Source organism: Nocardioides sp. CPCC 206347 (genome assembly GCF_048654605.1).
Classification (GTDB): Bacteria; Actinomycetota; Actinomycetes; order Propionibacteriales; family Nocardioidaceae; genus Nocardioides.
This window is the reverse complement of record NZ_JBMCYZ010000004.1, coordinates 526,867-539,369: the sequence shown is the minus strand read 5'-3', so window position 1 is coordinate 539,369 and position 12,503 is coordinate 526,867. Positions and strand designations below refer to the sequence as shown.

Annotated in this window: 14 protein-coding genes and 2 tRNA genes; 7 read left to right on the top strand and 9 right to left on the bottom strand. The window is 70.9% G+C overall.

Annotated elements, in window-relative coordinates; genetic code table 11:
- Positions 1 to 97 precede the first annotated feature (97 nt).
- Positions 98 to 191, bottom strand: a tRNA-Ser gene (locus ACOACQ_RS16830).
- A gap of 101 nt (positions 192 to 292) precedes the next feature.
- Positions 293 to 751 (bottom strand): hypothetical protein, encoded by a 459-nt coding sequence (locus ACOACQ_RS16825; protein WP_378605517.1) that lies wholly within the window; start codon positions 749 to 751, stop codon positions 293 to 295.
- A 104-nt stretch (positions 752 to 855) separates the two neighbouring features.
- Here ACOACQ_RS16825 and ACOACQ_RS16820 point away from each other — a divergent pair.
- Positions 856 to 943, top strand: a tRNA-Ser gene (locus ACOACQ_RS16820).
- Positions 944 to 955: 12 nt separating this feature from the next.
- Here ACOACQ_RS16820 and ACOACQ_RS16815 read toward each other — a convergent pair.
- Together ACOACQ_RS16815 and ACOACQ_RS16810 are read right to left on the bottom strand one after the other, a co-directional pair.
- On the bottom strand, positions 956 to 1,987 hold the full coding sequence (locus ACOACQ_RS16815) for a hypothetical protein (protein ID WP_378605514.1): 1,032 nt from the start codon (positions 1,985 to 1,987) through the stop codon (positions 956 to 958).
- Between the two features lie 11 nt (positions 1,988 to 1,998).
- On the bottom strand, positions 1,999 to 2,790 hold the full coding sequence (locus ACOACQ_RS16810) for a carbon-nitrogen hydrolase family protein (protein WP_378605511.1): 792 nt from the start codon (positions 2,788 to 2,790) through the stop codon (positions 1,999 to 2,001).
- 47 nt (positions 2,791 to 2,837) lie between these two features.
- Between ACOACQ_RS16810 and mobA the strand changes: the two genes are divergently transcribed.
- Genes mobA through ACOACQ_RS16790 form a run of 4 tightly spaced genes read left to right on the top strand, consistent with a single transcriptional unit; the run spans position 2,838 to position 5,488 of the window.
- A complete protein-coding gene (mobA, locus tag ACOACQ_RS16805; protein WP_378605508.1) occupies positions 2,838 to 3,428 on the top strand; it encodes a molybdenum cofactor guanylyltransferase in 591 nt (196 codons plus the stop codon).
- Between the two features lie 51 nt (positions 3,429 to 3,479).
- Complete coding sequence (locus ACOACQ_RS16800; RefSeq protein ID WP_378605505.1) at positions 3,480 to 3,803, top strand: DUF6457 domain-containing protein; 324 nt, start codon at positions 3,480 to 3,482, stop codon at positions 3,801 to 3,803.
- Positions 3,804 to 3,831: 28 nt separating this feature from the next.
- A complete protein-coding gene (locus ACOACQ_RS16795) occupies positions 3,832 to 4,809 on the top strand; it encodes an NAD(P)H-quinone oxidoreductase (protein ID WP_378605502.1) in 978 nt (325 codons plus the stop codon).
- Positions 4,810 to 4,843: 34 nt separating this feature from the next.
- Positions 4,844 to 5,488, top strand: coding sequence for a bacterial proteasome activator family protein (locus ACOACQ_RS16790; protein WP_420288818.1), 645 nt, complete (start codon positions 4,844 to 4,846; stop codon positions 5,486 to 5,488).
- 13 nt (positions 5,489 to 5,501) lie between these two features.
- Here the strand turns inward: ACOACQ_RS16790 and ACOACQ_RS16785 are convergent, their stop codons facing one another.
- The 4 genes from ACOACQ_RS16785 to ACOACQ_RS16770 all read right to left on the bottom strand — a co-directional run bounded on the left by ACOACQ_RS16785 (position 5,502) and on the right by ACOACQ_RS16770 (position 9,400).
- Entirely contained in the window at positions 5,502 to 6,134 is a 633-nt protein-coding gene (locus ACOACQ_RS16785; RefSeq protein WP_378605496.1) for a hypothetical protein, read from the bottom strand.
- Positions 6,131 to 6,970, bottom strand: a complete 840-nt coding sequence (locus ACOACQ_RS16780) for an HAD family hydrolase (protein WP_420288817.1) — start codon at positions 6,968 to 6,970, stop codon at positions 6,131 to 6,133. Before ACOACQ_RS16780 ends, ACOACQ_RS16785 begins: the two co-directional genes overlap by 4 nt.
- Positions 6,967 to 8,247 carry a serine--tRNA ligase gene (gene serS, locus ACOACQ_RS16775; RefSeq protein WP_420288816.1) on the bottom strand — a complete coding sequence of 427 codons (1,281 nt, stop codon included), beginning with the start codon at positions 8,245 to 8,247 and terminating at the stop codon, positions 6,967 to 6,969. Before serS ends, ACOACQ_RS16780 begins: the two co-directional genes overlap by 4 nt.
- 169 nt (positions 8,248 to 8,416) lie before the next feature.
- Complete coding sequence (locus tag ACOACQ_RS16770; protein ID WP_378605490.1) at positions 8,417 to 9,400, bottom strand: aldo/keto reductase; 984 nt, start codon at positions 9,398 to 9,400, stop codon at positions 8,417 to 8,419.
- A 232-nt stretch (positions 9,401 to 9,632) separates the two neighbouring features.
- Between ACOACQ_RS16770 and ACOACQ_RS16765 the strand changes: the two genes are divergently transcribed.
- Positions 9,633 to 11,210 carry a YegS/Rv2252/BmrU family lipid kinase gene (locus ACOACQ_RS16765; RefSeq protein ID WP_378605487.1) on the top strand — a complete coding sequence of 526 codons (1,578 nt, stop codon included), beginning with the start codon at positions 9,633 to 9,635 and terminating at the stop codon, positions 11,208 to 11,210.
- A gap of 3 nt (positions 11,211 to 11,213) precedes the next feature.
- Here the strand turns inward: ACOACQ_RS16765 and ACOACQ_RS16760 are convergent, their stop codons facing one another.
- Positions 11,214 to 11,612, bottom strand: a complete 399-nt coding sequence (locus ACOACQ_RS16760; RefSeq protein WP_378605484.1) for a DUF4446 family protein — start codon at positions 11,610 to 11,612, stop codon at positions 11,214 to 11,216.
- A 38-nt stretch (positions 11,613 to 11,650) separates the two neighbouring features.
- On the opposite strand from ACOACQ_RS16760, the gene ACOACQ_RS16755 reads away from it, so the two are divergent.
- Positions 11,651 to 12,481: a prephenate dehydratase gene (locus ACOACQ_RS16755; RefSeq protein WP_378605481.1), complete on the top strand. Its 831-nt coding sequence runs from the start codon at positions 11,651 to 11,653 to the stop codon at positions 12,479 to 12,481.
- Positions 12,482 to 12,503: the final 22 nt, after the last annotated feature.

The window sequence follows — 12,503 nt, the reverse complement described above, 5'->3', positions numbered from 1 at the left end:
TCACCATCGACACCAACCGCGACTACCAACCCAAAAACCAGAAAGATCCGAACCCCCAATGAGGGTTCGGATCTTTCCTATCTCTTGCGAGATCACATGGCGGAGGCGGAGGGATTTGAACCCTCGATGGGGTTGTAGCCCCAAACCCGCTTAGCAGGCGGGCGCCATAGACCGGACTAGGCGACGCCTCCTCCACCATCGGTCGCGAACGACCGAGCAGCGGAGCAAGGTTACAAGCACCGTCGCGCGGCTCCCAATTGACCCGCCCGTCGTCTCCCGGACGGGTACGACGTCAGCGGGCTGCGCCGCGCAGGCGGTCGCGGATGTCGCGGGCGAGATCGTCCTTGTCGCCTGCGACGAGCTCGACCGGGATCGTCGTCGAACGGCCGTCCCGCAACCGCAGGATCACGCACTCGATGTCGCGGGGCGCAGCAGCGACGGCGTCCTCGACGTCGCTCCACGGCGCCTCGGAGACGCCGGCGGCCCGCACCATCCGGACGCGGTACCCGGACGACGTCAGCCGGACCACCACGAGCCGGCTGCGCAGCCACCAGCTGAGCCCGATCAGGCCGAGGATGCCCAGCCCGAGGAGGGCCACCAGGACGTCGAGGCTCCACTCGAACGCCACGGCCGCGACCGTCGTACCGAGGAGGAGCAGGGCGAGCAGCACGAGGTAGGCACCGACGAACCGCGCCATCACGACAGGCGCGAGCCGGTACTCGGAGACGGAGGTCGAGTGCGCGCTGCTCATGGGCCGATTGAACAAGACAGAACCCGGGTCGACCAAAGTGGGAGCGCCCGGTCGTCTAGGCTCGCTTGCTGTCCGAGAAGACGCCCTGGCGTCGCCCCGGACGAGGAGGGGTGCCGGAGTGGCCGATCGGAACCGCCTTGAAAGCGGTCGTAGGGAGACCTACCGCGGGTTCGAATCCCGCCCCCTCTGCCAAGGACCACGCACTCACAGGAGTGCCGAGAACCGGCTGGGTTCCGGGCGTACGGCGGCGGCCTGCTCGGCCACACGACTACGACGTCCGCGGTTGCCGGTGAGCGCAAGGTCCAGGCGGATCATGATCCAGCCGATCATCAGGCCGACCACGAGGCCGTAGACGACCGACAGCAGTGCTTCCTGGACGGTGACCGCGGGGTTGGCGAGGGCCGTGGTGGTGGGCGAGGTGGCGGCGACGCCGAAGGCGCAGACCCACCAGCCCTGGCGGCGGCGGGCCCGCATGTGGCATCCGTAGGCGAGTGCCGGGACACCGAGGATCGTCTCGATCGGGCGCGGGAAGGCGCCGAGCGTCTCCCTGCTCCAGGTCACCCAGGACAGCAGCTGGTCGACGAGGCCGGAGGACCCGTAGTTCCGCAGCAGCTCCGCGTAGAGCAGCGTCGCCGCGAGCACCACACCACCGATCGCAACCACAATGAGGCCGCGCCGACCGAGTCCGTGGAAGCCGGCCCCGAGGCGGAACACGAGCACGATGGCCGCGAGGAACGCCATCCCCAGGCCGACGTACTCGAAGCGCACCGTCTCGATCACCGGCTCGAACCCGATGGTGGCCAGGGCGCCGACCCCCGCGACGACCAGTCCTGCGACGCACTCGCGGGCCGAGGCGAGGAAGCTGGCTGCCGGGACGGTGATCATGACCCCGAGGACGGCCGCGACCGCCGAGGTCAGGACGGCGGCGCCCGTGAGCAGCAGGTCCTGGTCGCTGAGCACGGCGGTCAGGCCGCACGCGAGCGCCAGCAGGCCGAAGACCACCGGCCGGCCACCGGTACGGGCGGCGAGGGCCGCGCTGAAGGTGGTCGCGATGACGATGGAACCGACCCTGCCGAACCAGTCCGGGCCGACAGGCACCATCGCGCAGACGAGGGCCGCGGTCCCTGCCGCCATCGCGGCCAGCAGCATCAGCAGCGGCTGGCGCGAGGTCCCGAACTCACCGAGGCGCTGCTCGATCGGCTCCCGGGAGGGGACACGAGGAACGCTGCGGGACACGAGGAAGGACCTTACAGACGGCGGTTCGCCAGGGAGGGGTTGACCCGGCGCGCCTCGCTGAGCACCTCCCGCTCGAGGACGGCGCGCACCACTTCGGGCGCGTCGTCGGACCCGGGGCCGGCCTCGGCCACCACCTCGCCGAACGGATCGAGCACCACCGAGTGACCGCAGTAGCGGGGTGCCGGCTGGCCGACCGCGGCGACGTACACGGTGTTCTCGATGGCGCGCGCGGTGAGCAGGGTGCGCCAGTGGTGCACCTTGCGCGGCCCGGCGACCCAGGCCGCCGGGACCACGATCACCTCGGCGCCCCGGTCGACCAGCGCCCGCGCCAGCTCGGGGAAGCGGAGGTCGTAACAGGTCATCAGGCCGACCTTCCAGCCGTGCACGTCGACGACCACCGGCTCGATCGGACCCGCCGTCAGCCGGTCCGACTCGCGGTAGCCGAAGGAGTCGTACAGGTGCACCTTCCGGTACGACGCCGCGCTGGCCCCGCGCATCAGCAGGGTGTTGAACGGGCGGCTCGCGTCGGGACCCTGCTCGAACAGTCCGGCCACGACAGTGGTGTCCCTGTCGGCCGCCGCGGCGGCGAGCGTCGTACCGAACGGACCGTCGATGGGCTCGGCGTACCCGCTCACGTCGGACCCGGCCTCGCCGAAGTCGCGGGCGAAGGCCTCGGGGAAGACGACCAGGTCCGTGTCGGCGCCGTGCTCGGCGGTCAACCCGGTGAGGGCTGTCCGGTTGACGGCGGGGTCGAGGGACGCCGCTGCTTGCACGAGGGCGATGCGGAGCGTGGGGACCGTCACGGTGCCAGCGTAGGACGTGGATCGGGGTCGGCTGGGAGACTGACGAGGTGATCGAAGCCGGATTGACCTCGTTTGCGGCCATCGTCCTCGCGGGCGGCCAGGCGACGCGGCTCGGCGGCGTGGACAAGGCGACGATCGAGATCGACGGCCGCAGCCTGCTGGACCGGGCCCTCGAATCGGTCATCGACGCGAGCGAGGTCGTCGTGGTCGGCCACTGGGTGCCCACCGACCGGCCGGTCACCTTCGTCCTCGAGGACCCCCGCCACGGCGGGCCCGCGGCCGGCCTCCTCACCGGGCGCGACTCGCTGCTGCGCCGCTTCCCGACCCTGGCCGTGCTGGCCGTCGACATGCCGCACCTGACCTCCTCGACGTTCCGCCGCCTGCACGACGCCGCCGTGAGCCACGAGGGTGCTGCCCTGGTCGGCGCCGACGGTCGCCGGCAGCTGGCCTACGTCCTCGAGACCGCTCGCCTCGACGCCGTACGGCCCGGCCTGGAGGAGCAGCACGGGATGTCCATCCGGGCCCTGCTGGAGCCCTTCGACCTCGCCGAGGTCGACCAGATCGGCCGCGAGGCACAGGACATCGACACCTGGGCCGACCTGCGCGATGCCGGTCCGGAATCGGATGACCTGCGCTGACCACAGCCCGGGCCCTTGTCAGCACCGGCCCTTGAGGATCACTCTGTTCGGGTGAACCTCCACGACTGGATCGATGAGTTGTGCGATGTCCTGGACATCGAGGCCGAGGCCGACGAAGGCCTCCTGGTTGACCTTGCCCGCATCGCTGTCGACAACGTCCACCCCGCGGCCGGGGTGGTGACGGCGTTCCTCCTCGGCTTCGCCGCCGGCGAAGGCGGTGCGGACCCCGACGAAGTGGAGGTCCTCGCCGGCAGGGCGCAGGCGCTCGCCGAGGCCTGGGACCGACCTCCGGGTGTCACCGACGAGCCCCAGGTCGACGTCGAGGTGGAGGAGCTCTCCGACGCCGAGTACGACGACCGGGACTCCCTCGTCTGAGCACTCGGCCCGCTGACACACTGGCTGCATGCGCGCCGTCACCCAGACCGGCCCCGGGGGCCCTGAAACCCTGACCGTCACCGAGCTGCCCGACCTGGTTCCCGGCCCCGGTGAGGTGCTGATCACCGTCGCGGCCACTGCCGTGAACCGTGCCGACCTGCTGCAGCGGCAGGGCTTCTACCCGCCGCCGCCGGGTGCATCGGACGTCATCGGCCTCGAGTGCAGCGGCACGATCGCCGCACTCGGCGAGGGAGTCGAGACGTGGTCGGTGGGCGAGCAGGTGTGCGCGCTGCTGGCCGGTGGCGGCTACGCGAGCCAGGTCGTCGTACCCGCTGCGCAGGTGATGCCGATCCCGAACGGGATCGACCTGGTCACCGCCGCGGCGCTGCCCGAGGTGGCGTGCACGGTGTGGTCGAACGTGTACATGGTGGCCGGGCTCGGCCCCGGTGACGTGTTCCTGGTGCACGGCGGTGGCGGCGGGATCGGCACGTTCGCGATCCAGCTGGCCGCGAAGACAGGTGCCCGGGTCTTCACGACCGCCGGCAGCGAGGAGAAGCTGCAGCGCTGCCGCGACCTCGGCGCCGACGTCGCGATCAACTACCACGACGAGGACTTCGTCGCGGTGGTCAAGGAAGCCACCGGCGGCCGCGGGGCGGACGTCGTCCTGGACAACATGGGTGCGAAGTACCTCGCCCGCAACGTCGACGTCCTCGCCGACGAGGGCCGCCTCGTCATCATCGGCATGCAGGGCGGCGTGAAGGCAGAGCTCAACATCGCCCAGCTGCTCGCCAAGCGCGGCGCGGTGATCGCGACCGCGCTGCGGTCCCGTCCGGTCGAGGGCAAGTCACGGATCTGCGCATCGGTCGTCGAGAACGTCTGGCCGCTCGTCGACGACGGCACCGTCGTTCCGGTCGTCTCCGCCGTCCTCCCGCTCGACCAGGTGGGCGAGGCCCACCGGCTGATCGAGTCCGGCGACAGCGTGGGCAAGGTCCTGCTGACCCCCTGATCCCGGCTGGCCCGCTCGGGCTAGGTTGGGATCCATGACCGAGAGCGGCGAAGAGCAGATCGTGGTGGTGGGACCGGACGGGCAGCCGATCGGCACCGTGCCCGCATCAGCAGTCCAGGCCAGCCAGGCCACGGACGTCACCGACGTGACCAGCAACGACGACGAGGACGACGACGGCGAGCGCTCGCTGGCCGACCTGGTCGAGCAGCCGGCCAAGGTGATGCGGATCGGCAGCATGATCCGCCAGCTCCTCGAGGAGGTGAAGGCCGCGCCGCTCGACGAGGCCAGCCGCAACCGCCTCGCCGCGATCCACCGGTCCTCCATCGCCGAGCTCGAGCAGGGCCTGGCCCCCGAGCTGGTCGAGGAGCTGGAGCGGCTGTCGCTGCCGTTCTCCGAGGACGTCACGCCGTCCGAGGCCGAGCTCCGCATCGCGCAGGCGCAGCTGGTCGGGTGGCTCGAAGGCCTCTTCCACGGCATCCAGACGGCGATCTACGCGCAGCAGATGGCCGCGCGCGCCCAGTTCGAGCAGATCCGCCGTGCACTGCCCCCGGGGATGGCCATGGGCGGGCCCGAGCAGTCACCCCTGCAGCCGGACCAGTCCGGCCAGGGCGGTCAGGGCGGTCAGGGCGGTCAGTCCGGCCAGGGCGAGGAACACCGCACCGGCGGCATGTACCTGTAGGGACCGGCCCGCGTCAGGGCTTCTGGCGGCCGAGCCGGCTGATCAGCACCAGGCCGAGCACGCCGATCAGGCTGATCGCGCCCCCCGGGGCCAGCAGGCGCCCGAGGTCGGGGGTGGCATCGGCGTCGGCCGGCGGGTCGCTGAGCGCGGACGCGGGCGGCTCGACGGCCGGCGGTACGGCGAGGTACTCACGGAGCCGGACCACGGCAGCCTGGTCGAGACCCGCCGCGGCAACGTACCCGTCGCAGGCGTCGGCGCTGAGCTCGTCGGGCGTGCTGCCCTGGGTGAAGAAGATGTAGCGGCCGCCGACCTTCAGCGTGCGGTCCGCGACGTCGTCGGTGGGCGTGAACGTGACCTGCACGTACTTCCCGGCTGCGAGGTCGCTCTTCAACGGCACCTGGACGAACACCCGGTGCGAGCTGGTGTCGTCCGCCCCGCCACCCGGCAGGACGCCCGGCAGGACACCGTCGACACGGCCCACGAACACGTCGTCGACGCCGGCGCCACGCTCGTAGACCGCCGTACGGTCGTTGAGGACGAGATCGCCGCAGCCGTCGGGCATCGTCGGCGTCGCGTCGGCCGCTGCGGGGAGCAGCGAGAACAGCACGGCCGCCAGGGCGGCGGCGACACGCAGGGGGAGCCTCACGCGCCCATCCCACCAGATCCGGGCGCGGGGAACCAGCGACCCAGCTCCACGGCGGCGCCGTCGTCCTCGACCGAGGCGGTCACGTCGTCGGCCACCGCCTTCACCTCGTCGACCGACTGGCCCATGGCCACGCCACGCCCGGCCCACTGCAGCATCTCGATGTCGTTGCGGCCGTCACCGATCGCCAGCACGTCCGCCCGGTCGACACCGAGCTGCCCGGCGACGTACTCGAGGCCGGAGGCCTTGGAGACGCCCACGGGCGCCAGGTCGAGCCAGGCCGTCCACCCGACGACGTAGTCGGTGCCGTGCAGGCCCAGCCGGCCGGACAGCTGGACGAAGTCCTCGGCGGTCGCGTTCGGGTCGCGGATGATCACACGGCTGACCGGCTCGGCGACCATGTCGGCCACCTCGGCGACGGTCGACGTACCGCCCAGCTCACCGTCGGGGAACGGCGCGGACACGAGGTAGCCGACGCCGCGCTCCTCGACCGCGACCAGCGCCTCCGGGTGTTCCTTGAGTACGGCGGCCACGGCTGCACGGGCGTCGAAGGTGACCTCGTGCACGACCTCGATGGGCGGGTACCGCAGCACGACGGCGCCGTTGGACGCGACGATCCAGATCTTCTCGCCGTGGCCGTGGAGGTCGAGCTGGTCGGCAACGGTGACCATGTTGGCGGCCGAACGCCCCGACGAGAGCACCACGTGGGCGCCGGCGTCGAGCACCCGCCGGACGGCGTCGTGCACCGCGGGGGTGACCTGCTCGTAGCTCATGCCGAGGCCCTCCACCCACTTGAGCAGGGTGCCGTCGATGTCGAGAGCAACGAGCTTGGGCGTCATGCCTTCACCGGCTCCAGGACGTCGAGGCCACCGAGGTACGGCTGGAGCGCCTTCGGCACCCGCACCGACCCGTCGGCCTGCTGGTGGGTCTCCAGGATCGCGACGATGGTGCGGGTGATCGCGGTCAGCGTGCCGTTGAGCGTGGCGACCGGACCGATCTTGTCGCCGTTGCGGACCCGGGTGTCGAGGCGCCGGGTCTGGAAGTCGGTGCAGTTCGAGGTCGAGGTGAGCTCGCGGTACTTGCCCTGGGTGGGGATCCAGGCCTCGCAGTCGAACTTGCGGATCGCCGAGGAGCCGAGGTCGCCCGCCGCGATGTCGACGACGCGGTAGGCCAGGTCGAGCTTCTCGAGGAACTCCTTCTCCCACGCCAGCAGGCGCTGGTGCTCGGCAGCAGCGTCCTCGAGGGTGGTGTAGATGAACATCTCGACCTTGTCGAACCAGTGGACCCGGATGATCCCCTTCGTGTCCTTGCCGTGCGAGCCTGCCTCCTTGCGGAAGCACGGGCTGAACGCGGCGTAGCGCAGCGGCAACGATCCGCCGTCGAGGATCTCCTCCGAGTGGTAGGCGGCCATCGCGACCTCGGAGGTGCCGACGAGGTACATCTCCTCGCCCTCGAGGCGGTAGACGTCGTCACCGCCACCCTGGTCGAGGTAGCCGGTGCCCTCCATGGCGCTGCGGCGCACCAGCGAGGGCGCGATCACCTGGGTGAAGCCGGCGTTGCGGGCCTGGTCCATCGCCATGTTGACCAGCGCGAACTCGAGCTGGGCACCGACACCGGTGAGGAAGTAGAAGCGGCTGCCGCTGACCTTCGCGCCACGCTCGAGGTCGATCGCGCCGAGGATCCGGCCGATCTCGATGTGGTCGCGTGGCTCGAAGCCCTCCGCCGCGAAGTCGCGCGGCGTACCGACCTCCTCGATGACGACGAAGTCGTCCTCGCCGCCGGCCGGGGTCTCCTCGGCGACCACGTTGGGGATCGCCTTGAGGGCCGAGAGCCACTCCTCCTCGGCGACGCCCTGCGTGGCCTCGAGCTCCTTGACCTCGCCCGAGAGCGTCTTCACCTGCGCGAGCAGGGCCTGCTTCTCCTCGCCGGCGGCCTGCGCCACCTGCTTGCCGAACGCCTTCTGCGCCGCTCGCTTCTCCTCGAAGCCCGCGATCGCGGCGCGGCGGGCGGCATCGGCGGCCAGCGCCCGGTCCACGACGTCGGCGGACGCGCCACGCTTCGCCTGCGAGGCGCGAATGCGGTCGGGCTCGTCACGGAGAATGCGCGGGTCGATCATGCCGGTCAGGCTATCCGGCGCCTCCCACCGCGCGCGCGGTGGTTTGCGACATCGCCGAGTTGGGGTTTGTCACGCTCGAGTTGGGGTTTGTCACCCTGACGGCCGGGGCGGGGGTACAACTCGACGGTGACAAGCCCCAAGTCGGGGGTGACAAACCCCAACTCGGCGCTCAGAAGGGCGAGATCGGCTCCGGCGCCGGGAAGATGGCGTCGAGCTCGGCGAGGTCCTCGGGCGTCGGCACCCAGGCGCCGGCAGCAGCGTTGGCCCACACCTGCTCGGTGGTCGTCGCACCAGCGATCACGGACGTGACCGGCTGCTGCGCGAGCAGCCAGCCGAAGGCCACGGTCGCCTCGGGCACCCCGCGCGACTTCGCGAACGCGGAGTAGTCCTGCAGCGGCTTCGAGGTCGCGGTCTCCAGCAGGTGCTGGCGGCTGCGGGTCAGGCGCGAGCCCTCCGGGGCGATGCCGGAGGCGTACTTGCCGGTGAGCAGCCCGTTCGCCAACGGGAAGTACGGCAGCACGCCCAGGCCGAACTCCCGGGCTGCCGGGAGCACCTCCAGCTCGGCGCGGCGGTCGGTGAGGTTGTAGTGGTTCTGCGCCGAGATGAACCGCTCGACGCCGAGCTCGCGGGCGACGTACTCGGCCTGCGCGATCTGCCAGCCGGCCCGGTTCGAGTGCCCGAGGTAGCGGACCTTGCCCTCGCGGACGAGGTCGCTGAGGGCCGACAGCGTCTCGTCGATCGGGGTGGTCGGGTCGGGCGTGTGGAACTGGTAGAGGTCGATCCAGTCGGTGCCCAGGCGGCGCAGCGACGCCTCGACCGCGTTGCGGATGTAGCGGCGCGAACCGCGCGCGCCGAAGTCCACGCCGTTGGCGCCACCGGCGTCCATGCCGAACTTGGTCGCCAGGATCACGCTCGACCGGCGGGTGCCCAGCGCGATGCCCAGGCGCGTCTCGGACAGGCCCGGCGACGCGCCGTACGTGTCGGCGACGTCGAAGAGGGTGATCCCCGCCTCCAGGGCGGCGCCGATGACCCGGTTGGTGCCCTTCTGGGTCTCGGTGGCGGTGCCCGGACGGCCGAGGTTGTTGCAGCCCAACCCGACCGTGGAGACGACGAGGCCGGAGCGTCCGAGGGCGGCGTACGACGGGGAGGTCATGTGCAGACGGTATCGAGACGCCGCTTCGGGCATGCCGGTGAGTGCGACGTGGTGTCCTGAGGCCTCCGTCAGTAGGGGCTGTCGAGCAGGCTGTCGTTCCAGTGCGTGCATGAGTGCCGCCGACGAGGAAGGCGGGCCGGAGGCCCGACGACTGAGGAGAAGGTGCTCAGGTGCGTGCTGGGGCGGCGGCCTGCCGACATCGCCCTACTGACGGAGGCCGTAAACTCCGCTGGTGCTCGACCGACCTCGCCGGACTCCGCTGCTGGCCGCCCTCCTCTGCCTGGGCCTCTTCGCCGTGATCGCTGCAGCGGTCGCCAGCGAGTGGTCCTGGCTGGTCGATCTCGACCACCGCGGGGAGTCCACCGCCGCGTGGGCCGTGGACCAGGCCTGGCTGCGCGACCCCCTCCGGGTGGTCGAGTTCCTGTTCGCGACGCCGGCGATGACGGTGCTGACCGTCCTGCTCGCCGGTTTCATGTTGTTCAAGGGCCACCGCCGCGCCGGCATCCTGATCGTCGTCGTGATGGTCACCACGGCGCTGGCCACGTACGGCACCAAGGTCCTCGTCGGCCGGGGTCGTCCCGAGTGGCAGGACCCGGAGTTCTTCCTGCACAGCAACGCGTACCCCTCGGGCCACGCCTCCGGCATTGCTGCGTACGCCGGCCTGGTGATCGTGCTGGCGATCATGCTGATCCGCCGCAGCGGGATCCGCCGCCTGGTCTGCGCCCTGGTGGTGCTCGTCGTGGCCGCGGTCGCCGCCGACCGGATCCTGCTGGGCCGCCACTACCCGAGCGACGTCGTCGGTGGCGTGCTGTTCGGCGCCGGCATCGTCCTGCTCGGACTCGCGCTCTACAGCCCGCTGCCGCGCAGCCACGCCCTCAAGGCCGACCCCCTCCCCGCGGTCTTCCCCCGCGGCGGCAACCTCGCGGTGATCCTCAACCCGATCAAGGTGGAGTCCGTCGAGCAGTTCCAGGCGATGGTCAACCAGCTGGCCGTCGACTCCGGCTGGAAGGAACCGCGCTGGCACTTCACCACCGTCGAGGACTCCGGCACCGGACAGGCCGAGCAGGCCTCGGTGGAGGGCGCCGACCTGGTCATCGTCTGCGGTGGCGACGGCACCGTCCGCGAGGTGTGTGCCGAGCTCGCCGGCACCGGCATCCCGGTCGGCATCGTGCCCGCCGGCACGGGCAACCTGCTCGCGCGCAACCTGCAGATCCCGCTCTTCATCCGGGCCGCGATCGACATCGCGCTGACCGGCCAGGACCGCGCGATCGACATGGTCTCCGTCGAGGGCGACGAGCTCGAGCCCACCCACTTCATGGTGATGGCGGGCATGGGCTTCGACGCCGCCCTGATGGAGGGCGTCAACGAGGACATCAAGAAGAAGGTCGGCTGGATCGCCTACGTGCTCTCCGGCCTCAAGGCCCTGATGTTCCCGACGATGAAGCTCGAGATCTCCATCGACGACCTGCCCTTCACCAAGCACCGCGCCCGGACCTGCGTCATCGGCAACGTCGGCAGCCTGCAGGGCGGGATGATGCTGCTCCCCGACGCCTCGATCGACGACGGCCAGATCGACGTCGTCGTGCTGTACCCGCGCCGGTTCCTGAGCTGGATCCCGCTCGTCGCCCGGGTGCTCACCCGCCGCGAGCAGAACGCCGGCGAGGCCGTCGTACGCATGACGGGGCGGAAGGTCGTCGTACGGGCCTCGACGGACGTGCCGCGCCAGCTCGACGGCGACACGATCGGCGCCGGCGCCGAGCTGCGGATGGAGTGCATCCACGGGCGCGTGCTGGTGCGGGTCCCCCGCTAGCGCCTACGAGCGGGCCATGCGCGCGTGGGCGACCGCTTCGGTCTCCTCGGGCGACAGCTCCTGCTCACTGCTCCACCCGGCCACCGACTTGGCATAGGTCCGCGCCTCGTTGCGACCCCGGATCGACGTCAGTACGACGCCGTCACCACCGTCGTCCAGGAGGGCCAGCGACCACGACAACCGGCCGCCCATCTCGTCGAACGCGTCGTACCGCACGACGGCTAGATGCCGCAGTGCGCCGACGGCCTCGGCACGCAGGGCGGCCACCTCGCGGCGCAGTCCGGCGGCGTCGGCCGGCAGGTCCTCGGCGCCGCTGCCTGCCCGCTTGGTCCCGTTCCTCAGGGCCACCACCAGAGCGGCGAAGGCGACGAGGAGAGCGAGGATCGCGATTGCAGTGGCCATGCGGACGAGGGTAGGTCCTGGACTACTACCCTGAGTGCATGGCTCGCATCGCGTACCAGGGGGAACCCGGCGCCAACTCACACATCGTGTGCAAGGAGCAGTACCCGGACGCAGAGGCCGTGCCGTGCGCGTCGTTCGAGGACGTCTTCGCAGCGGTGACGAGCGGTGACTGCGACCTGGCCCTGATCCCGATCGACAACTCGATCGCCGGCCGCGTCGCCGACATCCACCACTTCCTGCCGGACTCCGGGCTGCACATCATCGCGGAGCACTTCCTGCGCATCCAGTTCACCCTGATGGCCACCCCGGACGCGTCGTTCGACACGATCAAGACCGTCCACAGCCACGTGCACGCGCTCGGCCAGTGCCGCAAGATCATCCGCGAGCTCGGCCTGACGCCGATCATCTCCGGCGACACCGCCGGCGCCGCGCGCGAGGTGGCCGAGGCCGCGGACCCGCTCCAGGCGGCCATCGCCCCGCCGCTGGCCGCCGAGATCTACGGCCTGCAGGTCCTGCGCCACGACGTCGAGGACGAGGACCACAACACGACCCGCTTCGTCGTGCTCTCCCCCGAGTTCGTGTCGGCCCCCCAGGGCAACGGACCCGTCGTCACCAGCTTCGTGTTCAACGTCCGCAACCTGCCGGCCGCGCTCTACAAGGCGCTCGGCGGTTTTGCGACCAACGGCATCAACATGACCAAGCTGGAGAGCTACATGGTCGGCGGCCACTTCGCCGCCACCCAGTTCCTCGCCGAGGTCGACGGCCATCCCGATGACCCCGACCTCAAGCGCGCGCTCGAGGAGCTGACGTTCTTCACGACCGACATCAAGATCCTCGGGGTCTACCCGGCGGATCCGTTCCGGGCCTGAGCGCTGCTGCTGCGGGACTCCC